The sequence below is a fragment of the Limnohabitans sp. Bal53 genome, assembly GCF_003063355.1.
In the GTDB taxonomy this organism is placed as follows: Bacteria; Pseudomonadota; Gammaproteobacteria; order Burkholderiales; family Burkholderiaceae_C; genus Limnohabitans_A.
In genome coordinates this window covers 796,850-819,564 of the sequence record NZ_NESH01000002.1, presented here as the reverse complement: position 1 = coordinate 819,564, position 22,715 = coordinate 796,850, and the positions used below count along the sequence as shown (strand labels likewise).

23 protein-coding genes are annotated in these 22,715 nt (G+C 54.7%); 12 read left to right on the top strand and 11 right to left on the bottom strand.

Annotated features, from left to right (window positions below; all coding sequences use genetic code 11):
• Positions 1-15: 15 nt before the first annotated feature.
• From fliF to B9Z50_RS08760, 9 genes are all read right to left on the bottom strand, one after another.
• Positions 16-1,875, bottom strand: coding sequence for a flagellar basal-body MS-ring/collar protein FliF (fliF, locus tag B9Z50_RS08805; protein WP_108363315.1), 1,860 nt, complete (start codon positions 1,873-1,875; stop codon positions 16-18).
• 21 nt (positions 1,876-1,896) lie between these two features.
• On the bottom strand, positions 1,897-2,244 hold the full coding sequence (fliE, locus tag B9Z50_RS08800; RefSeq protein ID WP_108363313.1) for a flagellar hook-basal body complex protein FliE: 348 nt from the start codon (positions 2,242-2,244) through the stop codon (positions 1,897-1,899).
• A gap of 11 nt (positions 2,245-2,255) precedes the next feature.
• Positions 2,256-3,728 carry a sigma-54-dependent Fis family transcriptional regulator gene (locus B9Z50_RS08795; protein ID WP_108363311.1) on the bottom strand — a complete coding sequence of 491 codons (1,473 nt, stop codon included), beginning with the start codon at positions 3,726-3,728 and terminating at the stop codon, positions 2,256-2,258.
• Positions 3,729-4,343: 615 nt separating this feature from the next.
• Positions 4,344-5,150, bottom strand: a complete 807-nt coding sequence (locus tag B9Z50_RS08785) for a tetratricopeptide repeat protein (protein ID WP_108363307.1) — start codon at positions 5,148-5,150, stop codon at positions 4,344-4,346.
• Between the two features lie 226 nt (positions 5,151-5,376).
• The gene (locus B9Z50_RS08775) at positions 5,377-5,610 is read right to left on the bottom strand and encodes a hypothetical protein (RefSeq protein ID WP_108363305.1); all 234 of its coding nucleotides are present in this window, start codon (positions 5,608-5,610) and stop codon (positions 5,377-5,379) included.
• A 103-nt stretch (positions 5,611-5,713) separates the two neighbouring features.
• Positions 5,714-5,887: a hypothetical protein gene (locus tag B9Z50_RS17570; protein ID WP_158270651.1), complete on the bottom strand. Its 174-nt coding sequence runs from the start codon at positions 5,885-5,887 to the stop codon at positions 5,714-5,716.
• Between the two features lie 213 nt (positions 5,888-6,100).
• On the bottom strand, positions 6,101-7,048 hold the full coding sequence (locus tag B9Z50_RS08770; RefSeq protein WP_108363303.1) for a flagellin: 948 nt from the start codon (positions 7,046-7,048) through the stop codon (positions 6,101-6,103).
• A gap of 57 nt (positions 7,049-7,105) precedes the next feature.
• Positions 7,106-7,582 carry a hypothetical protein gene (locus B9Z50_RS08765; RefSeq protein WP_108363301.1) on the bottom strand — a complete coding sequence of 159 codons (477 nt, stop codon included), beginning with the start codon at positions 7,580-7,582 and terminating at the stop codon, positions 7,106-7,108.
• 101 nt (positions 7,583-7,683) lie between these two features.
• Positions 7,684-8,010, bottom strand: a complete 327-nt coding sequence (locus B9Z50_RS08760) for a hypothetical protein (protein WP_108363299.1) — start codon at positions 8,008-8,010, stop codon at positions 7,684-7,686.
• A 426-nt stretch (positions 8,011-8,436) separates the two neighbouring features.
• Between B9Z50_RS08760 and B9Z50_RS08755 the strand changes: the two genes are divergently transcribed.
• Both B9Z50_RS08755 and B9Z50_RS08750 read left to right on the top strand, forming a co-directional pair.
• The gene (locus tag B9Z50_RS08755) at positions 8,437-8,772 is read left to right on the top strand and encodes a helix-turn-helix domain-containing protein (protein WP_108363297.1); all 336 of its coding nucleotides are present in this window, start codon (positions 8,437-8,439) and stop codon (positions 8,770-8,772) included.
• A complete protein-coding gene (locus B9Z50_RS08750; protein WP_108363295.1) occupies positions 8,772-10,076 on the top strand; it encodes a type II toxin-antitoxin system HipA family toxin in 1,305 nt (434 codons plus the stop codon). Before B9Z50_RS08755 ends, B9Z50_RS08750 begins: the two co-directional genes overlap by 1 nt.
• 238 nt (positions 10,077-10,314) lie before the next feature.
• On the opposite strand, the gene B9Z50_RS08745 is transcribed toward B9Z50_RS08750, so the two are convergent.
• Both B9Z50_RS08745 and B9Z50_RS08740 read right to left on the bottom strand, forming a co-directional pair.
• Entirely contained in the window at positions 10,315-10,773 is a 459-nt protein-coding gene (locus B9Z50_RS08745; protein ID WP_108363293.1) for a hypothetical protein, read from the bottom strand.
• An 88-nt stretch (positions 10,774-10,861) separates the two neighbouring features.
• Complete coding sequence (locus B9Z50_RS08740) at positions 10,862-11,689, bottom strand: flagellin (protein WP_108363291.1); 828 nt, start codon at positions 11,687-11,689, stop codon at positions 10,862-10,864.
• 194 nt (positions 11,690-11,883) lie between these two features.
• Between B9Z50_RS08740 and pseB the strand changes: the two genes are divergently transcribed.
• The 10 genes from pseB to B9Z50_RS08690 are packed head-to-tail and all read left to right on the top strand — an operon-like array spanning position 11,884 to position 22,621.
• A complete protein-coding gene (gene pseB / locus B9Z50_RS08735) occupies positions 11,884-12,882 on the top strand; it encodes a UDP-N-acetylglucosamine 4,6-dehydratase (inverting) (RefSeq protein ID WP_108363289.1) in 999 nt (332 codons plus the stop codon).
• A gap of 3 nt (positions 12,883-12,885) precedes the next feature.
• Positions 12,886-14,046: a UDP-4-amino-4,6-dideoxy-N-acetyl-beta-L-altrosamine transaminase gene (gene pseC / locus B9Z50_RS08730; RefSeq protein ID WP_108363287.1), complete on the top strand. Its 1,161-nt coding sequence runs from the start codon at positions 12,886-12,888 to the stop codon at positions 14,044-14,046.
• The gene (locus B9Z50_RS08725) at positions 14,043-14,543 is read left to right on the top strand and encodes a cytidylyltransferase domain-containing protein (RefSeq protein ID WP_108363285.1); all 501 of its coding nucleotides are present in this window, start codon (positions 14,043-14,045) and stop codon (positions 14,541-14,543) included. Before pseC ends, B9Z50_RS08725 begins: the two co-directional genes overlap by 4 nt.
• 44 nt (positions 14,544-14,587) lie before the next feature.
• Entirely contained in the window at positions 14,588-15,454 is an 867-nt protein-coding gene (locus tag B9Z50_RS08720; RefSeq protein ID WP_108363283.1) for an aldo/keto reductase, read from the top strand.
• Complete coding sequence (locus B9Z50_RS08715) at positions 15,451-17,478, top strand: aminotransferase class III-fold pyridoxal phosphate-dependent enzyme (RefSeq protein WP_108363281.1); 2,028 nt, start codon at positions 15,451-15,453, stop codon at positions 17,476-17,478. The genes B9Z50_RS08720 and B9Z50_RS08715 overlap by 4 nt, the downstream gene beginning before the upstream one ends.
• 4 nt (positions 17,479-17,482) lie before the next feature.
• Complete coding sequence (locus tag B9Z50_RS08710; RefSeq protein WP_108363279.1) at positions 17,483-18,151, top strand: class I SAM-dependent methyltransferase; 669 nt, start codon at positions 17,483-17,485, stop codon at positions 18,149-18,151.
• 3 nt (positions 18,152-18,154) lie between these two features.
• Entirely contained in the window at positions 18,155-19,246 is a 1,092-nt protein-coding gene (pseG, locus tag B9Z50_RS08705) for a UDP-2,4-diacetamido-2,4,6-trideoxy-beta-L-altropyranose hydrolase (protein WP_108363277.1), read from the top strand.
• On the top strand, positions 19,239-19,778 hold the full coding sequence (pseH, locus tag B9Z50_RS08700) for a UDP-4-amino-4,6-dideoxy-N-acetyl-beta-L-altrosamine N-acetyltransferase (RefSeq protein WP_233249813.1): 540 nt from the start codon (positions 19,239-19,241) through the stop codon (positions 19,776-19,778). The genes pseG and pseH overlap by 8 nt, the downstream gene beginning before the upstream one ends.
• Positions 19,765-20,850 (top strand): pseudaminic acid synthase, encoded by a 1,086-nt coding sequence (gene pseI, locus B9Z50_RS08695; RefSeq protein ID WP_108363275.1) that lies wholly within the window; start codon positions 19,765-19,767, stop codon positions 20,848-20,850. The genes pseH and pseI overlap by 14 nt, the downstream gene beginning before the upstream one ends.
• Positions 20,840-22,621: a motility associated factor glycosyltransferase family protein gene (locus B9Z50_RS08690; RefSeq protein ID WP_108363273.1), complete on the top strand. Its 1,782-nt coding sequence runs from the start codon at positions 20,840-20,842 to the stop codon at positions 22,619-22,621. The genes pseI and B9Z50_RS08690 overlap by 11 nt, the downstream gene beginning before the upstream one ends.
• Positions 22,622-22,715 lie beyond the last annotated feature (94 nt).

The window sequence follows — 22,715 nt, the reverse complement described above, 5'->3', positions numbered from 1 at the left end:
TGTTCCTTGCGTCGGTCAAGAGACCTTGATCATGCCCTTGAGCACGTTGGCCACGCGGCCTGAGTCTTCGGCCACCAGCATGCGGATGAGGGCCACTTTGTCGTCGTAGGTGTTGGCTGTGTCCAGCATGTCGATGCTGATGCTCGACTTCTTGGGTTTGAGCTTGGCCTTGATTTCTTCCAAGCTCTCGCCCTCGCCAATCTGGATCATGCGCATGTCTTCGGCGCTGAGCTCGCCGTCCGCCATGGCGGCTTTGGCTTTTTCTTCCTCGGCCTGGGCCTTGGCAGCGGTGATGCTGCGCATGATGGGGCGCACCACAATCATCATGAACACGATGAAGCTGATGGCAATCAGGGCGCTGGAGAGGGCCGATTGCACGGTGTTTTCGAGGTACCAAGGCATGGTCTCCAAAGGAGCGGGCGCTTCAAAGCGTGCCGGCACCACGGTCACGTTGTCGCCTCGGGCTGGGTCAAAGCCCACCACGCCACGCACCACTTGTTGCATCTGCTCGAGCTCTTGTGGTGTGTAGGGCACGCTCTTGGGCGCATTAGGGTCCACGGCCGCGCCTTCGGCGGGCGCTGGCGCTGGGCGCTCGTTCACGATCACGGCCACACTGACCTTCATCACGCCACCACTGGCATTGCGCACATGGCGCACCGTGCGGTCGAGCTCGAAGTTGCGTGTTGAGCGGCTGCTCAGTGTGCTGTTTGACTCGGATTGGCCCTTGTTGGGGTCTACTGTTGTGGCGTTGGACGTGGTTGGCGTGGGCGGTGGCGTATTGGCCAAGGACCCGGGGATGCCTTCGGCTGATCGGATGGCAGCGCGGTCTTCGGCCAGCACCTCGGAGCGGGTGCGGGGGCCTTTGTCGCGGTTGTCAAAGTCTTCGGTGGTGCTCTCGGATTGGGTGAAGTCCAGTGACAGGTTCACCTGCGAGCGCACATTGGCCTCGCCCACCATGGGCGAGAGGATCTGCATGATCCGGGTGCGGTAAACCTCTTCCATTTGCTGCTTGTGCTGCTCTTGGGCCGAGGTCAGGCCCAGTTTTTGTTCGGTGGCCGACTCGGTCATCAGTTTGCCCACGTTGTCCACCACCGTGACGTGGTCAGGCGTGAGGTAGGGCACGCTGGAGGACACCAAGTGCACGATGGCCTGCACCTGCGAGGCCGACACGGCGCGGCCAGGGTAGGGGGCCAGCACCACAGAGGCTTTGGGTGGGGTGCGGTCACGCACGAACACACTTTGCTTGGGGGTGGCCAGGTGCACACGGGCACTTTGCACGCTGCCAATTTGCATGATGGAACGCGCCAACTCCTGCTCCATGGCGGCGTTCACTTTGACCTGCTCCATGAATTGGCTGGTGGTCATGGACGACTGGTCTTTCAAACCGTCCAAACCTGTAGCTCCGGCTTTGGGCAAGCCTTGCGAAGCCAGAAAAATGCGCGCCTCATGGAAGCGGTCGCTGGGCACCGTGAGTTGGCCCGTGGCCGGGTCGATCTTGGGTTTGAAGTCGGCGGTTTTGAGTGATTCGTAAGCCGCTTGCTGGTCGGCCTCTTGCAGGCCAGGCATGACCGGGCGGTGGGGCGTGACCGACATCCAGGCATAGGTCAATGCAAACAGCACCAGCACCACCAGCATCACGATCAGAGGCAATACACGGCGCACCGAAGGTTGGTTGAGCACTCTGGTGAAGGTGTCCGAAATGCCAATGGTTTGCCAGGGGCTCAAACCGGTGCCGGGAGCGGCAGTGCCGTCACCACCAGGCGCGGTGGTCAGGGCCATGCTGCCATTGGGTGCAGGCGCAGGTGCCGAGACGGCCCCCGAATTGCCAGGGACGGTCATCATGCCGTTGTTCATTGTTGCGGTCGCTGTGGCCATGGTGTGTTCTCTTTATGTCGTTCAGACCGGCATGTTCAAAATGTCTTCGTACGCCTTGAGCACCTTGTTGCGGACCTGCAAGGTCGCTTCAAAGGCCAAAGAGGATTTCTGCATCCCCAGCACCACATCGGTCAGGGCAACGTTCTCTCCCCGGTCAAAAGCCGCACGCATCTCGGAAGACTGCACCTGCACCTGGTTGACCTGGCTGAGGGCGCCGGAGACGAATTCGCCAAAGTTGGTCTTGCCAACTTCTGGGGTGAGGCCTTTGAGTTGCTCTGCGCCTGGCAGGCCCGAGGCTTGAGCCTGGTGGCTGCGCAGAGTTTGCAGCATCGACTGGATGTTGGCGGGGGAAATGGCTTTGTCAATCATCGAAGTCTCCTTCAGCAAGCCGCCGCCATGGCCAAGCCGTGCTCACGCAACTGGGCCATCTTGTAGCGCAGCGTGCGCGGGCTGATGCCCAGGCGTTTGGCCGCTTCGGTTTTGCTGGGGGTGCTGGCCAGTGTGGCCATGATCACCTGGTGTTCGTTCAGGCGCACGGCGCTTTGCAAATCGGCTGGTGCAACGCTGGGGGGCACTTGGTAAGGTGCTTGTGTCTGCTGATCGGAGTGGGTAGGCACCCAGCGGGTTTCATCCGCAGCGGGCATGCCGGGCTGGTCAGCGGCCACGGCGTCAGCAGCTTGAGGCTGCACAGCTGCAGCGGGCGCTGCTTGGGTCAACCAGTCGTCAAACATCAGGTGCGCGGGCGTGACATGGTGGTCGGTGCACAGCACCATGGCGCGGCGCATCACGTTTTCCAGCTCGCGCACATTGCCGGGCCAGGGGTATTGCAGCAGCATGGCCTGTGCTTGCGGGTGCAAGCGCCAGACCTGGTGGTCGTGCTGGCTCAGGCATTGCATGGCCAAGGGAATGATGTCGCCCGGGCGCTCGCACAAAGGCAGCAAACGCATGCGGAAGGTGGCAATGCGGTAGTAGAGGTCTTCGCGGAACTCGCGCTCGGCGATGGCCTGCTTCAAGTCCTTGTTGGTGGCAGCCACAATGCGCACGTTCAACTGAATCACGTTTTGGCCACCCAGGCGGGTCAGCTGGCGCTCTTGCAGCACGCGCAGCAGCTTGCTTTGCAGGTGCATGGGCATCTCGCCAATCTCGTCCAAGAACAGGGTGCCGCCTTGGGCTTGTTCAAACAATCCTTTTTGGTCACGGTGTGCGCCCGTGAAGGCGCCCTTGTCGTGGCCAAACAGCATGTCTTCGATCAGGTTTTCCGGCATGGCCGCGCAGTTCAGGGCCACAAAGGGGCCGCGTGCACGGGCCGAGGCCTCGTGCAGTACGCGTGCCATCACCTCTTTGCCCGAGCCAGTGGGGCCCACCAGCAAGGCCGTCACATCGGCTTGTGCCACTTTTTGGGCCAGGGCCAGCAGGTGCTGGCTGGCGGGGTCCACAAAGACCACGTTGCGTGTGGGTTGGGTGTTGGTGCGGGCAGCGTGGGGGTTGAGCAGGCTGTGCAAACGCATCCAGCTGGCGCTGCGCGTATCGCAAGCGGCCAACACGGCCAAGGCGCCCGCCTGGCTGGCTTCCACGGCCAGCTCCAGTTCTTGGCGCTCGACCCGTGCCACCACGGGAGTGTTCATGCCGGCTTCTTGCAGGAGTTGCTGAACGGCCTTCAAACGGGTCACATCCACGCTCAGGTGCAAAACCACCACGGCCGCATCGGCTGCGTGCGACACCAGGGTATCGAGCGTGTGCACCGGCATCACCGCCCAGCCGCTGGTGTGCAGGGCTTGGCTGTGCTCGGGGCTCAGCGGTTTTTCAGGGTCCAGCCAAAGGGCCAGAGGGGCAGATGCAGGAGTTGGCTTCACGGTGTGGCCTCACATTCAGATGGAACATGTAAAGCAACCCTTGTGCCAGATTTAAAAACTAATTTAAGTGGTTTTTATTTTAAAAAATGAATACTTTAATTTTGACTAATCAGGGTTCCGACGCTTTGGGACCTTGACGAAAGATTGACACTTGCCCTGAAGATGGATTGCTTCGTACCTCGCAATGACGGGGAAGGGGTCAGTTGACGAGAATTGGCGTGCTGACCCCTCTGCGTCATTGCGAGCGAAGCGCGGCAATCCATGGATCGCTTCGTACCTCGCGATGACGGGAAAGGGGTGGGATGACGGGGAAAGGTTACGTGACCAGAATTGGCGTGGTGACCCCTTTGCGTCATTGCGAGCGAAGCGTGGCAATCCATGGATCGCTTCGTGCCTCGCGATGACGGGGGAGGTGTGGGATGACGGGGAAAGGTTACGTGACCAGAATTGGCGTGGTGACCCCTTTGCGTCATTGCGAGCGAAGCGTGGCAATCCATGGATCGCTTCGTGCCTCGCGATGACGGGGGAGGTGTGGGATGATGACGGGGACGGGGTGTGGTGACCCCTCTGCGTCATTGCGAGCGAAGCGCGGCAATCCATTACTCCCTGGCCCAGTCAGCGTGCCGGGCAATCTTTGTAGCGCGACTGGATGCAGCGCTTGCCCGCTTCCTTGGCTTGCTCGATTTGCTTGCGGCTGATCTTGTAAGAGGCGTAGTCGCGCACCAGCGAGGCGTCGACCACCCCGTTGGTGTAGGCCACCTCGGCCCAGACATAGGCCTTGTCGGCCTCGATGCGCCCTGCGTCACCCGACAAATACACCATGCCCGCCATCAGCTGGGCGGCGGGGTAGCCCATCAGGGCCGATTTGACGAACCAGTCCAGTGCCTGCGTGGCGTCGGCCGCTACCCCCGTGCCCTCGTGGTAAGCCAGGCCGAGCATGTACTGGCCCTCGGCCAGATTCTGTTTGGCCGCCAGACGGAACCAGTTCACGCCTTCGCGCGGGTTGCGTTCCACGCCGTAGCCATAAAAGTAAAGCGTGCCAATGTTGAACTGCGCCTGCGGCAGGTTTTGCGCGGCGGCCTTGCGGTACCAGGCCATGGCCTCGGGGTAGCTTTGGGGCACACCCAAGCCGTGTTCGTGCAAATACCCCACATTGCTCTGGGCCAGGGCATTGCCCTTGTCGGCATCGCCGCGCCAGGCGCGCATGGCAATCGCGTAATGCCCACGCTGCAAGGCGGCCACGCCCGACTGCACATTGTCGTTCGGCTGCCCCGGCACGCCGCTGGTCAGCGCCGAGGGCATTGCCGAAGCGGGGGGCGTTGCGGGTGGTGTGGGGCGGGTCTGGGCAACAGCGTGGCTCAGCAGGGCCAGCCAGAGCAAGCCAGTCGACAAGGCAAAGGGCCAAAGGCTGCGGTGGTTCATGGTTTGGAAGATACGCTGACAGAGGCCTTGGCCTCAAAGGATCGGCAAAACTGGCCATCCACCCGCAAGACTTCGAGCGAGGGCAGAGTTTTGGTTTGGAAACCCATTGCCCGGCAGACGTAAGGGCTGGACGGGATATGGCTCACGCCAAAAAAACGGCAGCCCCAGCAATTGGGTCCACGTTGCGGTGGGGCGGTGGTTGTAGGGGCAGAGGTCATGGCAGGCATCAGCGGTCTCGGTCTTTGTAGTGTTGCCAAGCCTTGAAGGCGAACAGCGCCAAGAAGGCCCACAAAAACAAGTCACCCACCAAGGTCGTGTAATCGAAGCCGGGCGGCAAACGCCAACCGGGCTGCGCCCACATCAGGACCAGCAATGCAGCGGCCAGGATCAAAAATTGCCGAATGCGTCGGCAGACTTTGCAATCCTTGTTTTTGGCTTTGTTCAGTGGGCTGGGGCGCATGGGGTTTGCAGCTTTTGGTGAATTTCTTGATTGTGCCAGTCTGCCATGGGCAACGCTGGCCAAGTGCTTGGATATGGGTTGGAGGGGCAAGCCGTTTACGAGTTCAGTCGCGCAGCAAATCCAGCACCGTGGCCAGGTCCAGGTTGGCTTGGGCCGCGACAGCCAGATGCGGCGCTGCGGCCAATCCCTGGGCCGACAACTGGCTGTTGGCTTTGGCGCACATGGCCACCAAAAAGTGGCGTGTGGCTTCGGGCGAGTGGTGGGCAGTGGGTGTCATGGCTTCTCCGGTCAATGGCTTGGGCAAGTGGTGCGGTTTTGCAAGCCTGGCGAGTGTTGGCGGGGTGTGGCCCTGTCAACAAAACGTCGGCTCGGAACAAAACAAGCGCTGTGCCTCAAGGGTGTGCAAAAGCTGTGCCAGAAAGCCTGTAAAAGGGCGAAAAAAAACCTGCAAAACCAGGGTTTGGCAGGCTTTGGCAGGGGCAGGGCCTGTTTAGCCCTGCAGCAGCTTGAGCACCGATTGAGGCGACTGGTTTGCTTGCGCCAGCATGGCTGTGGCTGCTTGCGAGATGATCTGTGTACGGGATAGCTCCGCGCTGGCTTTTGCGTAATCAGTGTCCATGATGCGGCTTCGCGATTCGGAGGTGTTTTGCGACACATTGGTTAAGTTGTCACCTGCATAAGTCAATCTGTTCATGACAGCACCGTAGGTGGCTCGTTCGTCTGTGATTTTCCCCAATGCGGCATCCAGTCGCGCCATTGCGGTGTTCGCATTGCTTGCTGAGGTGATGTCGGTGTCGTTGAGCTGTGCGTCGCCACTGAAAATTTGTGTGTCGGCTGGAACTGCTGCAGTGTCGGGAATGCCTGCGGCAGTCATTGGGACTGAGAAGTCCTTGAACTGAGCGCTGATGATTTGATTGGCATTGGCACCGACCTGAAAATTGATGTTGCGCAGCTCTGCACCATCCGCAGCCGGTTCCGCTACCGTACCACCCGTTCCGATGGCCGCAGCCCCAGTGGTCGTGTTGTTCATGATGCTCATTCCGTTCCATTGCGTGTTTTGCGCAATGCGGTTGATCTCTTGCATCAGTTGGCCGTATTCCAGATTCAGCGATACCCTGTCAGAGGCGGTGTTGGTGTCGTTGGCCGCCTGAACGGACAGTTCACGCATGCGCTGCATCATGTTGGTGACCTCAATCAAGGCGCCTTCTGCAGTTTGCAACAGCGAAATGCCGTCGTTGGCATTGCGGACCGCTTGATCCAAACCCCGAATTTGGGCGGTCATCCGGGATGAAATGGCCAGTCCCGCGGCATCGTCTGCCGCGCTGTTGATGCGCTTACCAGTAGACAACTGTTGCATGGCCGAGGCCAGAGACTCGTTGTTTTTGTTGAGTGCATTTTGTGAAACCAGCGACTTGATGTTGGTGTTGATGACGGACATGGCTGTGAATCTTTAAGAAGAGTGTTCAGTTAAATGGGGTGTGGCAGGTAGCTGGTCTCAGTGCGTCTGGACAGATGCGGTCACAGGTACTTGCTCAGAGACCAACTCTTGAAGAGCCAAAAACTCGTCACTCAAAGTCATATCGCTGGGGTGTGCCAACATGGCTTGTTGGGCCACTTGCAAAGCCTTGCCTGGCTCGCATTGGCAGCGCAGCACCCGAATCAGGTGACGCCAAGTGAATGGGGTGGCGGCAGCGCCTTGGGAATCGACCAGTTTGCGCAGCAACTCTTCGGCGCCTGTCCAGTCTTGCTGGATCTCGGCCAGCAAGGCGCTGATGGCCAAAATGTCTTCGCTCTCGGGGTACAGGCTTTGGCCCGCAGCGGCCAATGCATTGGCCAGATCAATCCGGTTGGCGGCCACCAAATCGGCCATGGTCTGGCGAATTTCGGCCGCAGTGAATTGCGACACATCGCGCACGCTCAGCATCTGACCAGATACGGCTTGCGACAGCATGGCTTGGTAAAGGGATGTCATGTTCAGGTCTCCTGAAAAGGGGTGTCAAAATTTCGGTGCTACATGGCCAAAACCGAAGATGAATCCCTTTAAGCAAACCGCGTGCCAGCTTTTCTTTAGCCTCAATCGATATTTATTTGCATAAAAATTCGTGAAAATTCAAAAAATAAGTACTTCCGAATTGCAAACGGTGAAAAATTGATTTTGGAGCGGCTGAAATCTATCCAACAGTGGCCAAGCGGCAATGCGTTGCCGACAGGCGGCAAGGCTTCGTGTTTCGCGATGACCGGTGGATGGATCGCTTCGTGCCTCGTGATAACGGGAAAAAGGGCGCAATTACTTTTCTTCGTCATTGCGAGCGAAGCGCGGTAATTCATTACCCCGTCATTGCGAGCGAAGCGCGGCAATCCATGGATCACTTCGTGCCTCGCGATGACGGGGAATGGCATGGATCACTTCGTGTCTCGCGATGACGGGGAATGGCATGGATCACTTCGTGCCTCGCGATGACGGGGAACGGCATGGATCACTTCGTGCCTCGCGATGACGGGGAATGACATGGATCGCTTCGTGACTCTCGATGACTGGAAAAGGGCGCGATGACGAGATAACCGTCACTGCGAGGAGCGCAGCGACGCGGCAGTCCATGCCCCCACAAACGTCAAGCCACCTTGAGCGCAGGGTGCACACCCACCTGCTGCAAAGCATTGAACTCTTGCTGCAGCTGCGCCTCTTTGGGGTGGGTGGCCAGGCCCTGAGTGGCCACGGTCCTGGCGCACTTGCGTGACCAAAAAAGATAATTTTTGTGGGTTTCAAAGTTAAACCTGCATATATGATTTCTTAAATAATTTAAAGCACTATAAAATTTGCTTTAAATGAAATCTTTATCTCCGCCACCATTGCCCGTTGTACGCAGTCTGACCCGGCTCGGTCAGGCTATTTCGCTTGCGCGCCGGCGCAGGCACCTGACCCAGCAAGATTTTGCGCAGCGGATTGGCACCTCGGCTCACACCGTGCGGCGAATGGAGGCAGGACACCCGGGTACGGCCCTGGTTCATCTGGCCAGGGCATTGCAAGTGTTCGGGGAATTGGAGCAGCTCAATCAATTGCTCGACACGCCTCAGGACACCATCGGCCTGACCTTGATGGATGAAAAATTGCCCCAACGCGTGCGTAAGTCTCGCAAATCACCTGAATCTGGAGCCTTCTGATGGCCACCAACCCTTCTGTCAAACCCGTCAACAGACAAGCCTCGACACGAACTCAGATGGATGTCTTCCTGGGCAAGGCAGAAAAGCCATTGGGACGGCTCATCTTCGTCAAAGACGGCCAACGAGAGTTTTCTCAATTCGCCTACAGCGAAGATTGGTTAGCAGATGCCCAGTTCTTCGATGTATCACCCGATCTCACACGTCAAAGCGGCTACCAACTGCGCAAGCCACCGACTAAAAACGATACCTGTTTTTTCTTGGCCTTGGCCGATACCGAGCCGGACGCCTGGGGACGGCGAGTGATCGCACGCGCACATGCCAAGGCGCGCGCCAAAGATGTGTCACTGGGTCCATTGACCGAGGCGGACTACCTTGCTTGCGTGGATGATTTCAGTCGGGTGGGTGCATTGCGGCTGCGAGACGAGCGCGGCGACTACCAGCGCAGTGTCGCCGATGGCGCTCGATCTACGCCGGTGTTCCTGGAGCTGGGAAAAATCCTACTCGCATCCCGAGCGTTAGAGTCCAACCAAGAAACCGCTGAGGACTTGGCCTACCTTCAAGGCAAAGGAACATCCCTTGGGGGGATGCGCCCCAAATGCACCATCCTGGATTCGGATGGCGCTTTGTCACTGGGCAAGTTTCCCAGTTTGAACGATGAGCGCTCAGTCACGCGTGGCGAGGTGCTGGCACTGCGCTTGGCCCAACTTGCATCCATTGAAACCGCGCATGCACGGGTTGTGATGGTTCAGGGCAAGCCGGTTGCGATGATTCGCCGGTTTGACCGCACGCCCGAACACCATCGTATCCCGTACATCTCAGGCGCCACGCTGTTGCAAGCCAACCGTGACGATGAGCATTCGTACACGGAAATCATCGATGTGATGCGCATGAAGTGTGAGAACTTCGTACAAGACGCTAGGCAATTGTGGCGGCGTCTGGTGTTCAACCACCTGATCACGAATGTGGATGATCACCTGCAGAACATCGGGTTCTTGTACTGCGGAAACAATCAGTGGCGACTGGCGCCGGCATTTGATCTGAACCCATTCCCCGACAAGGATCGTGAATCCAAAACCTGGCTCAGTGAGGACAGCGGTCCGATTACCTCGATCCAGCAGCTCCTGGATCAAGCCGCCCGTTTTGAGTTGTCGCAGCCACAGGCGCAATCCATCGTTGAAGAAGTGGCTGCAGCGGTCGAACGATGGAAAGATGTGGCAACCTCGGCAGAGGTTGGTTTACAGACACAGGAGCTCAATGACTTCAGGCCTGCGTTTGAGAGCCACAACACATCAGCAGCGTCCTAGACAGGGGATGGATCGCTTCGTGCCTCGCGATGACGGGTTAAACGTCATTGCGAGCGAAGCCCGGCAATTCACTACCCCGTCATTGCGAGCGAAGCGCGGCAATCCATGGATCGCTTCGTGCATCGCAAGGACTCGAAAAGGGCGCGATGACGAGACAACCGTCACTGCGAGGAGCGCTGCCCAACTTGCCGTCACTGCGAGGAGCGCAGCGACGTGGCAGTCCATGCCCCCACAAACGTCAAGCCACCTTGAGCGCAGGGCGCACGCCCACTTGCTGCAAGGCACTGAACTCTTGCTGCAGCTGTGCATCTTTGGGGTGGGTGGCCAGGCCTTGGGCAGCCACGGTCATGGCGCGGGCATCATCGCCCATGCAGCGCAGCACGCGAACCCACTGGCCCCAAGTCACTGCCTGAGCGGCGTGGCCTTGCAGGGTGATTAACTTTTCCAAGGCGCCGCTGGCGGCGGGCCAGTCCTGGCGCACCTGGGTGACCAAAGCGCGGATGACGAGAATGTCTTCGCTCTGCGGAAAGCGTTGCATCGCCTCGTGAGACAACAAATCGGCCTCAGCCAGCCTGTTTTGGCCGACCAAGTCGGCAATCGATTGCCGGATTTTGGCGGGGCTGAGTTCTTGGGTGGCGCTGGCGAGCAGAGCCGAGTAAGACGTTTTGGCCAGAAAGGCGGGGGCGGCGTGCAGCATAGATGCTCCTAGGGTAGACGGCGGCATAGGTTTGCCGATTCACTCATTGAGCCTTTGCTAAAGCAAAACGCATGCCTGTACCGATCCCTCAGCTTAGTAGAGCTAAAACGTAATAAGGTTGTTGATTGGCTTGCGACAACATGGCAGAACCGGCTTGGTTCATGATCATGGCGCGTGCAAGCTCTGCTGTGGCCTGGGCATAGTCAGTGTCCTTGATCCGGCTATTGGACTCAGTCAAATGCATGGAAACGTTGGTTGCATTGTCACCCGCATGAACCAAACGGTTCATGGCTGCACCCCAAGTAGCTCGGGCTTCGCTGATTTGGTTGATGGCACCATCGATAGAGCTCAATGCCGTATTTGCATTTGCGGCTGTGTTTATGGTGCGAGCGGTAGTGAGCGGTTGATTTGCCAAATCAAAATCGGCATAAGTCACGTTTACCGTGTCATTTGCAGCAGCGCCAACATGGTAGCCAACGGTTCCTGCATTCCCAACCGTGCCATCAAGAAGCTTCATGCCGTTCCAGGTTGTATTGGCCACTGTGTTGGTGATTTGTGTTTCAAGTTGTGCAAATTCGGCATTGAGAGCCGTTCGCTCATCATCACTGTTGGTGTCGTTTATAGACTGCACCGCCAACTCCTTCATCCGAAAAAGTATTTCCTGAATACCTCCTGCTGCACTGTCGGCAGTTTGCATCATCGAAATGCCATCGTTGGTATTGCGTACTGCCACGTTCAGGCTGCGGGCTTGAGTGCTGAGTTGGTTGCTGATCGCTAGGCCTGCAGCATCGTCAGCCGCTGAATTGATGCGCGAGCCCGTAGAGAGCTGAGCCATTGTTTGGCTAAGCACTCGGTTGTTTTGAACCAAAGCGTTCTGTGCCTTGGTGGCCTGCATATTGGAGTTGACGACAGACATGTTTGGATTCCTCGTTTTTACAAACGTACAGTCTTTAATCGGTATGAGGAGAAAAAACTTTAGGAACTTTTAAAAATTTGATGACAAATACCGAGGGATGTGAGAGAAGCTTGTTACTTTCTTTTGGCATGGTTTGTGCTTTAAGTGCTTAGCGTGTCAAATTTTTGGCCACAAATCAACGGAAAAGAGATTGAATCATGAAAAATGCAACAATTTTAGTTACTGGTGGCACTGGATCCTTCGGTAATACCTTTGTGCCCATGACACTTGCAAAGTACAACCCCAAAAAGATCATAGTTTTTTCACGCGACGAGATGAAGCAATGGGACATGGCGAAAAAATTTGAGGGCGATGACCGTGTTCGATTTTTCATTGGCGACGTTCGCGACAAAGATCGTTTGCATCGTGCCCTGGATGGCGTGGACTATGTGGTGCACGCTGCTGCGACCAAAATTGTGCCCACAGCCGAATACAACCCTTTTGAGTGTGTCAAAACCAACGTGATGGGGGCCATGAACCTCATTGATGAATGTATTGACAAAGGCGTCAAAAGGGTGGTTGCGCTGTCCACGGACAAAGCCAGCTGCCCCATTAACCTTTATGGGGCCACCAAATTGGCTTCTGACAAATTATTTGTTGCTGGCAACTCTTACTCCGGCGGAAAGTCGACACGTTTTTCGGTGGTGCGTTACGGCAACGTCATGGGCTCGCGTGGCTCGGTCATACCATTTTTCATGTCGATCAAAGACAAAGGTGTCTTGCCTATTACAGACGAACGTATGACACGGTTCATGATTTCACTGGAAGAAGGTGTCAAACTGGTTTGGCACGCTTTTGAAGACATGGAAGGTGGCGAAATCTACGTCAAAAAAATCCCATCCATGAAAATGACTGACTTGGCACGCGTGGTCGCACCGGAGGCTCGGCATGAAGTGGTTGGCATTCGCCCTGGTGAAAAATTGCACGAGCAGATGATCAGCGCAGAAGATGCCCACTACACCTACGAATATCCGGAGCATTTCAAAATTCTCCCGACCATCAATGGCTGGTCCAATTGCCCCAAACGCATCAAAACCGGTAAAAAAGTGCCAGATGGGTTTGTCTACGCCAGTGACAACAACCCAGAATGGATGACAGACAACCAGTTGAAGTCATGGATAACTGAAAACAAAGAAAAAATCGGGAGCATCTGAGCCATGATTCCTTACGGCCGTCAGGACATCACCCAAGCGGACATCGATGCAGTCATCGCCGTATTGAAATCCGTCAACCTGACGCAAGGCCCAACCATTGAAGAGTTTGAGCGCAGCGTGATGGCGCATACCGGTGCTTTGCATGCGGTAGCAGTCAATAGCGCCACATCTGCACTTCATATAGCTTGCCTAGCACTTGACCTAGGCCCAGGCGACTGGCTCTGGACCACGCCCAACACCTTTGTGGCATCGGCCAACTGCGCCCTTTATTGCGGCGCAAAAGTCGAATTTGTGGACACCGACCCCCACACTTATAACCTCTGCCCCGCAAAGCTCGAAGCCAAACTTATAGCCGCAGAAAAAGCCGGCAAGCTCCCCAAAATCGTGGTGCCCGTCCATCTGACCGGCCAGGCCTGCGACATGGCCGCCATCCACGCCCTGGGTGGAAAATATGGCTTCAAAATCATCGAAGACGCCTCGCACGCCATTGGCGGCCAATACAAAGGGGAGCCCATCGGCAACGGCCGCTACAGCGACATCACCGTTTTCAGCTTCCACCCCGTCAAGATCATCACCACAGCAGAAGGCGGCATGGCACTGACCAACAGCGCCGAGCTTGCCACCCGCCTGGGCCTGCTGCGCAGCCACGGCATCACCCGCGACCCCACCCTAATGACCGAGCCGATTCACGGCCCTTGGTATTACCAACAGGTGGCCCTGGGCTTCAACTACCGCATGACTGACATGCAAGCGGCACTCGGTGTGAGCCAAATGACCCGACTGAACGATTACGTCAAACGCCGCCACGACATCGCCAAGCGTTACAACGAACTGCTGGCGGCCCTGCCTCTCACGCTACCTTGGCAACACCCCGATAGCTACAGCGCTTATCACCTCTATGTGGTCCGCCTGCGGCTCGACAAAATCAGGGTTACCCACCGCCAAGTGTTTGAAGCCTTGCGGGCCAAAGACATTATGGTCAACCTGCACTACATCCCTGTTCACACCCAGCCCTTTTACCAGAAAATGGGCTTCAAACAGGGTGACTATCCAGATGCCGAGCAGTACTACCGCGAGGCCATCAGCATCCCCATGCACGTCAATTTGACCGATAAGGACCTGCAGATAGTGGCTAATTGCCTGCGCGAGGCCATTGGGCTATGAGAGTGGCGTTTATCCCTGCGCGTGGCGGTTGCAAGCAAATAACATGCAAAAACCTCAAACCCTTCGGCAGTATCCCCATTATTGGGTGGCCAACTCGTGCAACCATCGATAGCAAATGTTTAGACCCCAACATCGTGAGCCAAGCTTGCCGCATCTACCCAATGCCCCCTTTTGTTCGGGCTAAAAATAAAAAATTTAGAAATGTATTTTTTAGTGAATCATTTTTTAAATACGCATTTTTAGCAACTATCAATGCGTACTCCATTCATCGTGTCATCCGAATCACAGCCACCAATAGAGTCAAAGTTTTTCAGCAAGAGAATTTTGAAAAGCGTACGGGAGATTTGAAGTCAGCTTTTTTTGATGCTGCGCAGTTCTACTGGGGCCATGCCGCAGCATGGTTATGGGGGCAGCACTTGCTGTCAGATGCTGCAGTGTCAGTCCTTTTGCCTTGCCATTTTGTCAACGATCTCGAAATACCTAAAGAGTGGCTATGAGCCGAATTTTTCTTTGAGTACTTCAAATTCATGTCCCACAAAAAATGAAACTAGGCCTTGGTACAGTTCAATTCGGAGTCCCTTATGGCGTTGCTAATGCATTGGGCCAAGTTAACCCGACACAAGCCCAAGCTATCACACACCGGGCACATGCAGCTGGCATTGACACGCTCGATACAGCCATAGCCTATGGCAGCAGCGAATCAGTACTCGGTCACATTGGTGTTGGCTCGTGGAAGGTCGTCACCAAACTGCCCGCAGTGCCAGTGGATTGCGGCGACATCAGCAGCTGGCTAAACACACAGGTGGGAGCTTCGCTTACACGCCTGAAGCTTGACCGTGTCCATGCCCTGCTGTTACACCGTCCATGTCAATTGCTGCAAGAAATTGGCCCCAAACTAAATGATGCGTTACTGGTCCTCAAGGCCAATGGCATCGTTGACAAAATTGGGGTGTCGGTTTACGACACCACTGAGTTGGCGGCCCTGTTTGGGAAATACAGATTCGATTTGGTTCAAGCGCCACTGAACATCGTGGACCGCAGTTTGGTTGATTCAGGCTGGGCGCAGCGCCTGAAAAATGAAGGCATTGAGGTGCATACTCGTTCTGCCTTTCTGCAAGGTTTATTGCTCTTGCCTCAATCAAAGCGACCAACCGTATTCAATCGGTGGGTAGACATTTGGACCGAATGGGACCGTTGGCTTGAATCAACTGGCCTAACACCGTTGCAAGCCTGTCTTCGTTGGACCAATACACTCGACGCCATTGACAAGGTGATCGTTGGCGTTGACTGCATCTCACAACTGGATCAAATCCTTGCAGCCCATGAAGGTTCTTTGCCAAACCTGCCCCAATTTAGGCCATTGCAGGACGACAGATTAACTAACCCAGCTACCTGGAGCCAACTATGAAAGTCGTTGCGATTGTGCAGGCCCGAATGGGCTCCACACGGCTGCCCAACAAAGTGATGAAGCCGGTGTGCGGCGTGCCCATGATAGAGCTGTTGCTTGCACGCCTGGCCAAATCCAAAGAAATTGACCAGATCGTACTGGCCACATCAACCGATGGTCGCAATACGCCACTTGTTGCTCATGTGCAGAGCCTTGGATACACATGCATTCGCGGTAGCGAAACGGATGTACTTGAACGGTATCTGGTAGCCGCCAGACAAGTCCAGGCCGATGTTGTTGTGCGCATCACAGGAGACTGCCCGCTCATTGATGCCGGATTGGTGGATCAAACGATCCAACGGTTCAAGTGCAGCGATGTTGATTACCTGAGTAACAGTTCACCAGCAACATTTCCAGATGGACTGGACACCGAAGTTTTCAGTATGCAAGCCCTAGAGCAAGCTGGCCGGGCATCGCAAGACGCGTTTGATCACGAGCATGTCACACCCTACCTGCGTCGCCCTGGACTGTTCAAGACGGGTGCATTAACGCACGACCAAGACCTATCCGGGCTGCGATGGACCGTAGACGAACTATCAGACTTTGAAGTCGTCAGCAAAGTCTTTCATCACTTTGCACCCAACATACATTTTTCCTGGATAGACGTACTGGCTTTGCAACAGCAAAACAAGGAAATCTTTGCCGCCAATCACAACATCGTTCGAAACGAAGGAGCCGCCATGGGCACTGGTCAAAAACTTTGGAAGCGCGCCAAGGCCGTGATCCCGGGAGGCAACATGTTGCTGTCCAAGAGGTCAGAGATGTTTTTGCCTGACCAATGGCCCGCTTATTTCAGCAAAGCCAAAGGCTGCCAAGTCTGGGACATGGACGGCAATCGCTACACAGACATGTGCATCATGGGCATTGGCACCAACACGCTGGGCTATGGCCATGATGAAGTCGATGCAGCTGTGCGCCAGACTGTCGATACAGGCAACATGTCCACCTTCAACTGCCCCGAAGAGGTGTATTTGGCCGAGAAACTGGTCGAATTACACCCCTGGTCGGACATGGTCCGCCTAGCCCGTTCGGGCGGTGAGGCCAATGCCATCGCCATCCGCATTGCACGCGCCGCATCAGGCCGTGACAAGGTTGCCGTATGCGGCTACCACGGTTGGCACGACTGGTACCTTTCGGCAAATTTGGGTGACGACGAAAACCTTGCAGGCCACTTATTGCCTGGCCTAGACCCGAAGGGCGTGCCGCAAAACCTGCGCGGCACGGTCTTCCCCTTCAACTACAACAACTACCAACAACTCGAAGATCTGGTCAATGCACACGATATTGGCGTGATCAAGATGGAGGTTGTGCGCAATATGGGCCCGGAAGAAAACTTCCTACAAAAGGTGCGCCAACTGGCCACCCAGCGTGGCATCGTCCTGATTTTTGATGAGTGCACATCAGGTTTCCGCGAGACATTTGGTGGTCTGCACAAGAAGTACGGTGTTGAGCCTGACATGGCCATGTTTGGCAAAGCGCTTGGTAACGGGTATGGCATCACAGCCACCATTGGTCGCCGCGAAATCATGGAGGCTGCCCAATCCACTTTCATCAGCAGCACCTTCTGGACCGAGCGCATTGGGCCGACAGCAGCCCTCAAGACCCTTGAAGTCATGGGGCGCGTCAAGTCATGGGAGATCATCACCCAAACAGGCCTTGGCATCCGTGCAGGTTGGCAACAACTTGCCGACAAGCATGACCTGAAAATTGACCACTGGGGCCTACCTGCTTTGACGGGATTCACCTTCAAGAGTGAAAACGCATTGGCATACAAAACCCTGATTACCCAGGAAATGTTGGCCAAAGGTTACTTGGCAAGCAATAGCGTCTATGTCTGCACAGAGCACACACAGGCGGTCATCGCAGGCTATTTCGATGCACTAGACCCACTGTTCGCGACCATCAAAGAATGCGAAGAGGGTCGAGACGTGATGAGTTTGCTCAAAGGTCCAATTTGCCATGGTGGCTTTAAACGATTGAACTAAGACAATGAAACAAAACTTTATTTTTTTGAGCAGCGAAGGCGATGCTTGGTACGAGCGAAACCAAACGCACCTCACGCAAATCAATATCGCCGAAGAGCCCGATATCAGTTACATACTCGCATCACTGCTACCCGTCAAAGATCAAATAGACAATATTTTGGAAATCGGGTGCAGTAGTGGCCTTAAGTTAAAAAAACTATGCGACGAACTGGATGCAAAAGGTGTTGGGATTGAGCCCTCTGAAAAGGCGGTCATGGACGGTAATGCAATGAAGCACGATTCAGTTACCCTCGTACAGGGGACAGGTGACTCACTGCCTTTTGCTGATGCTTCATTTGATCTCGTTAACTTTGCATTTTGTCTGTATTTGTTTGACCGCAACACACTATTAAAGTCTTTGGCTGAGGCTGACAGAGTGCTGAAGCCCGGTGGCTACATGGTCATTACAGATTTCGATCCAGGTACGCAACGCAAACGGGCATATTCGCACTTCCCTGGTTTATTCTCATACAAACAAAACTATGGCAGCCTATATACATCAGCAGGTCTTTACTACTTGACAGGGAAAAAGTGCTTTTCACATCGTTCTACAGTATTTGATACCGATGCTGATGAGCGTGTATCAACGCAGATACTATATAAAGAAAAAGATGCATTTATCAATGAAAGTTGATTTATGAAAATCGCCTTCCGCACTGACGCTTCGCTGCAAATAGGCACTGGCCACGTCATGCGCTGCTTGACGCTGGCCGATGTTCTGCGCGAGAGCGGTGCGCAAAGCACTTTCGTTTGCCGCCCGAATCCAGGCCATTTGCTGGACTTGATCCAACAACGCGGGCACACAGCCAAAACGCTGGAACCTGCTGACGATGCATTCAGCGCCCTCGCAGACCCAAGCCATGCCAAATGGCTTGGCACCGACTGGGCCAGAGATGCCGCGCAAACGCATCATGTCCTGGGCGACCAAGTGGTGAACTGGCTGGTGGTGGACCATTACGCGCTCGACCGCCGTTGGGAACAAACCATGCGCCCGTATGCACGGCGAATTATGGCCATTGACGACTTGGCCGACCGCTCGCACGACTGCGACTTGATGCTGGACCAAAACCTGGGCCGCCAAGCCAAAGACTACGCTGGGCTGCTCAACCGCCACTCACTAACACTGATAGGCCCGGAATACGCACTGCTGAGGCCCGAATTTGCCCAATGGCGCGAACACAGCCTGCAACGCCGGACGCAGCCGCAGCTCAAAAACTTGCTCATCACCATGGGCGGCGTGGACCAGACCAACGCCACGGGCCAAGTGCTGGACGCACTGAGCCACTGCGAACTGCCCGCCGATCTGCACATCACCGTGGTCATGGGGCCAACTGCCCCTTGGCTGGCGCAGGTGCAAACACAAGCAGCGACCATGCCATGCCCAACACAAGTGCAGGCGGGTGTGAGCAACATGGCGCAACTGATGGCTGAAAGCGATTTGTGCATCGGGGCGGCTGGTGGCAGTGCATGGGAAAGATGTGCATTGGGCTTGCCCACACTCGTTTTGATCTTGGCGGCCAATCAACGCATCGGTGCCATGGCATTGCAGTCGCATGCCGCTGCTTGGGTTGCGGCTGACGCGCATCAACTCATTGGCCAAATGACCATTCTCTTCAACAAAGAAACGCAAAAAACAGCGCTCCAAAAAATGAGCCAAGCGGCGGCTAACCTTGTGACGGGAAGCGGTGCATCGCAAGTGGTTGAAAAACTTTTAAAGCCCCATGTCTGATGCTTGCACCGTTCGCGCATTGACCGAAGACGACTTGCCCATGGTCTTGGTTTGGCGCAACCATCCTGCCGTGCGCAGCTACATGCTAACCCAGCATGAAATCAGTCTGCATGAACACCGCAACTGGTTTGCGCGTGTCAAAGAAGACAAGACACGGCAACAGCTGATCGTGTTGGAAGGCTCAGCTCCTCTTGGCTTTGTTCAATTCAATCCAGTCTGCCAAGGCGGCATTGCAGACTGGGGCTTTTACGCACGGCCTGATGCCCCCAGAGGCAGTGGCACAAAACTAGGCCACACTGCTTTGGCACATGCCTTCACAGACCTGGGGTTATACAAAGTGTGCGGTCAGGCTATTGAGAGCAATGTAGCGTCGATCGCGTTCCACCAAAAACTGGGCTTTAGAGAAGAAGGTCACCTGCGAGAAAAAAAACGAATCGCAAACCAGTATCACACCCTTTTTTGCTTCGGCCTGCTGGCCAAAGACTGGCAAGAAAGTCAAATCAAACAGGAGCAACCCAATGCCTCAAATTGACATCGCAGGCCGACCCATTGGCCCCGATCATTCACCCTATGTGATTGCCGAACTCTCGGCCAACCACAACGGCAAACTCGAAACCGCGCTGCGTATCATTGAAGAAGCCAAGAAAGCAGGCGCAGACGCGGTCAAGCTGCAAACCTACAAGCCCGACACGATCACCCTCAACTGCGACAGCGAAGACTTCAAAATTCGTGGGGGTCTGTGGGACGGTCGCACGCTGTATGAGTTGTATGAAGAAGCGCACATGCCCTGGGACTGGCACAAACCCCTGTTTGACCGTGCCCGCCAACTGGGCATCACCATATTCAGTTCGCCCTTTGACAACACCGCCATCGACTTGCTGGAGGACCTGAATGCTCCGGCTTACAAGATCGCGTCGTTTGAAGCGGTAGACCTCCCGCTGATCAAATACGCGGCCAGCACTGGAAAGCCGATGATCATCTCGACCGGCATGGCCGATGCCGAGGAGATACAGGAAGCCATTGACGCCGCCCGTGAAGGCGGCTGCAAGCAACTGGCTGTGTTGCACTGCGTGAGCGGTTACCCTGCCCCGGCAGAAGACTACAACCTGCGCACCATCCCAGACATGATTGAGCGTTTTGGGCTGGTCACAGGATTGTCAGACCACACCTTGGACAACACCACCGCCATCACCAGCGTGGCTATGGGGGCCAGCATCATTGAAAAACACTTCACCTTAGATCGCAGCGGCGGCGGGCCAGACGACAGCTTCTCTCTGGAGTCGGCTGAATTGGCTGCATTGTGCCTAGGTGCAAAGAGAGCTTGGCAGTGCTTGGGCAAAGTTGACTATGGCAGAAAGTCCAGCGAACAGGGAAACGCCCAATTTCGCAGATCTTTGTACTTCAACCGCTCCCTCAACGCGGAAGATGTAATCCAGCCTGGTGACATTAGCAGTGTGAGACCTGGTTTCGGTTTGCCACCCAAATGGCTCCCTGAGTTAATGGGTAAACGTTTGGCGCATGCCGCTAAACAGCACACGCCTGTGGGTTGGCATCATTTTGATGAAAAGTTATTAAACGAATTTGGAGTCTCTTATGAGTCCTGACCTGAATCTCCATCCGGTAGTCATCGATGCAGATCACATAGATGACCTGAATTCGGTTTATCAAGTACCTGACCAGCCTGCCCCTCAATCTATGGACTTGAATGATTTGGCAGTTGAAGTGGATTGGACGAGAAAGCGCATGCTTTGGATGATCTATGGTTCTTGTCACCTTGATAATATAAAAGACGTCTTTGCTCGCGTGACCAAGTGCTCACATGTGGTGGTTTTGGAGGCTGAGTCGCCCTATGCTTACCACTTAACTATTTCAGAGCGAGATGAATTGCGAAAGCTTCTAATAGCAGAGAGGTTGACAATCATTGCAGGAGGACCCGTTGCTCAGCGTGCCGTGAAATTGCTTGAACTGGTTGATGTTAATTCCATGGATGGTTGGAAACCAATTCTTTCTCAGGCACAAATGAACTTGCGGCCTACTGAAACTCGTCAATTTTTCGAAAAAGTGGCCGCAGGGATCAACATGAAAATCATGGGCAAAGCGACCGACCTGAGTGTGACACTGCCCTACTTGCGCAATGCCCTGATCAATGCCCCATTGGCCTCTGGAGGTGACTACCTTCAACAGTGGCAGGGCATGCGCAAGGACAGGCCTGCCCTGATTGTGGCTGCTGGGCCATCACTCAATAAACAATTGCCAGTATTGGCACAGAATCAGGATTTATTCACAATTATCGCTGTCGACAAAGTTTGGCCCATTCTTAAAGCACATGGTATCGTTCCAGACGCGATTTTGGCACTCGACCCTGAGTCAGTGCCATCATGGCCTAGAAATGAAATAGCCGAAGGCACCGCTTTTTGTGTGGACATCGGCTGTGGTAGCAAGCTGTTGTGGTCTAACGATCAGAACCACCTTATGACTTGTGCAAATATGGCCGTTTACCAAATTCTTAAGGAGTTGGGTATCAAGGTGTCCTTGTTGAGCACAGGTGGGTCGGTAGCCACATCAGCTTTTGCAATGGCAGAGCGTTTGGAGGCCAATCCAATTGTGTTTATAGGGCAGGATTTGGCACTGACTGGGGGCAAAGATCACGCAGACGGTTACTTAGACCCATACAACGCGGGTCTTTTGACCGCGCGAATTGATGCGGGTTTTGACGTTGAGGGTTATTACGGAGGCCGGCTGCGCACTGAGCGCCAACTGCTGACCTATAAGACTTGGTTTGAAAATCGAATCAAGGCCATACCACATAAGCTGATCATCAATGCAACTGAAGGTGGCGCCCGAATCGAAGGGGCTGTTCAGTTGCCATTTGCAACCGTTTGTCAAGAGATACGTTCTGCTGAAATTTACAAGACATCTTTGGTGCCGCCTTTTAAAAGGTGCATTGAGCCTGATCACATTCAACGTCTGAGTGAAGGGTTGGTAAGGCTTAGAGATGGAATTGATGCTATGAAGGCCGCGGCAGAAAGTGCACACAAACTATGCTTAAAAATGGGCAAAAATCCTAATGCAAAACAGTTGAAAAAACTCGATGCATTAAACAAGATTCTTAAAAATCAACAGCCAAGCACTAAATCATTTATCGATATATTGAGTATGTCGAACTTTGATAAAATCCGTTATAAAACTCATATTGGTGAAGGTATGAATGGAATGGCAGATGCAGTGCGGCAATATGATGATATTTATATAAATATCATTTCTTCAGCCAGATTTGCTGAGGAAATGATCGACCATGTTGATGGCTTTTACAAAAAAGTAAATGAGCATGGCATAATTAATCCTGATATTCTAAAATATGCCTATTTTACTTAATTTGATATGAATAGTCTGCTCTTAATTTACCTTGTTCATCCGATTGTCGGCGATTGTCTTAAAGAGAAAATTTAATTTCAGCTAAAGATAATTA

Excerpts from the sequence above, each read along its gene's own strand:
- B9Z50_RS08750 (WP_108363295.1), top strand. The coding sequence starts at position 8,772 with ATGGCCACCAACCCTTCTGTCAAACCCGTCAACAGACAAGCCTCGACA.
- B9Z50_RS08765 (WP_108363301.1), bottom strand. The coding sequence starts at position 7,582 with ATGACATCCCTTTACCAAGCCATGCTGTCGCAAGCCGTATCTGGTCAG.
- B9Z50_RS08770 (WP_108363303.1), bottom strand. The coding sequence starts at position 7,048 with ATGTCCGTCATCAACACCAACATCAAGTCGCTGGTTTCACAAAATGCA.
- B9Z50_RS08690 (WP_108363273.1), top strand. The coding sequence starts at position 20,840 with ATGAGTCCTGACCTGAATCTCCATCCGGTAGTCATCGATGCAGATCAC.
- B9Z50_RS08740 (WP_108363291.1), bottom strand. The coding sequence starts at position 11,689 with ATGTCTGTCGTCAACTCCAATATGCAGGCCACCAAGGCACAGAACGCT.
- B9Z50_RS08745 (WP_108363293.1), bottom strand. The coding sequence starts at position 10,773 with ATGCTGCACGCCGCCCCCGCCTTTCTGGCCAAAACGTCTTACTCGGCT.
- B9Z50_RS08785 (WP_108363307.1), bottom strand. The coding sequence starts at position 5,150 with ATGAACCACCGCAGCCTTTGGCCCTTTGCCTTGTCGACTGGCTTGCTC.
- pseG (WP_108363277.1), top strand. The coding sequence starts at position 18,155 with ATGAAAATCGCCTTCCGCACTGACGCTTCGCTGCAAATAGGCACTGGC.
- pseC (WP_108363287.1), top strand. The coding sequence starts at position 12,886 with ATGATTCCTTACGGCCGTCAGGACATCACCCAAGCGGACATCGATGCA.
- fliE (WP_108363313.1), bottom strand. The coding sequence starts at position 2,244 with ATGATTGACAAAGCCATTTCCCCCGCCAACATCCAGTCGATGCTGCAA.
- pseH (WP_233249813.1), top strand. The coding sequence starts at position 19,239 with ATGTCTGATGCTTGCACCGTTCGCGCATTGACCGAAGACGACTTGCCC.
- B9Z50_RS08775 (WP_108363305.1), bottom strand. The coding sequence starts at position 5,610 with ATGCGCCCCAGCCCACTGAACAAAGCCAAAAACAAGGATTGCAAAGTC.
- B9Z50_RS08720 (WP_108363283.1), top strand. The coding sequence starts at position 14,588 with ATGAAACTAGGCCTTGGTACAGTTCAATTCGGAGTCCCTTATGGCGTT.
- pseI (WP_108363275.1), top strand. The coding sequence starts at position 19,765 with ATGCCTCAAATTGACATCGCAGGCCGACCCATTGGCCCCGATCATTCA.
- B9Z50_RS08715 (WP_108363281.1), top strand. The coding sequence starts at position 15,451 with ATGAAAGTCGTTGCGATTGTGCAGGCCCGAATGGGCTCCACACGGCTG.
- B9Z50_RS08725 (WP_108363285.1), top strand. The coding sequence starts at position 14,043 with ATGAGAGTGGCGTTTATCCCTGCGCGTGGCGGTTGCAAGCAAATAACA.
- B9Z50_RS17570 (WP_158270651.1), bottom strand. The coding sequence starts at position 5,887 with ATGACACCCACTGCCCACCACTCGCCCGAAGCCACACGCCACTTTTTG.
- fliF (WP_108363315.1), bottom strand. The coding sequence starts at position 1,875 with ATGGCCACAGCGACCGCAACAATGAACAACGGCATGATGACCGTCCCT.
- B9Z50_RS08755 (WP_108363297.1), top strand. The coding sequence starts at position 8,437 with ATGAAATCTTTATCTCCGCCACCATTGCCCGTTGTACGCAGTCTGACC.
- B9Z50_RS08760 (WP_108363299.1), bottom strand. The coding sequence starts at position 8,010 with ATGCCATTCCCCGTCATCGCGAGGCACGAAGTGATCCATGGATTGCCG.
- B9Z50_RS08710 (WP_108363279.1), top strand. The coding sequence starts at position 17,483 with ATGAAACAAAACTTTATTTTTTTGAGCAGCGAAGGCGATGCTTGGTAC.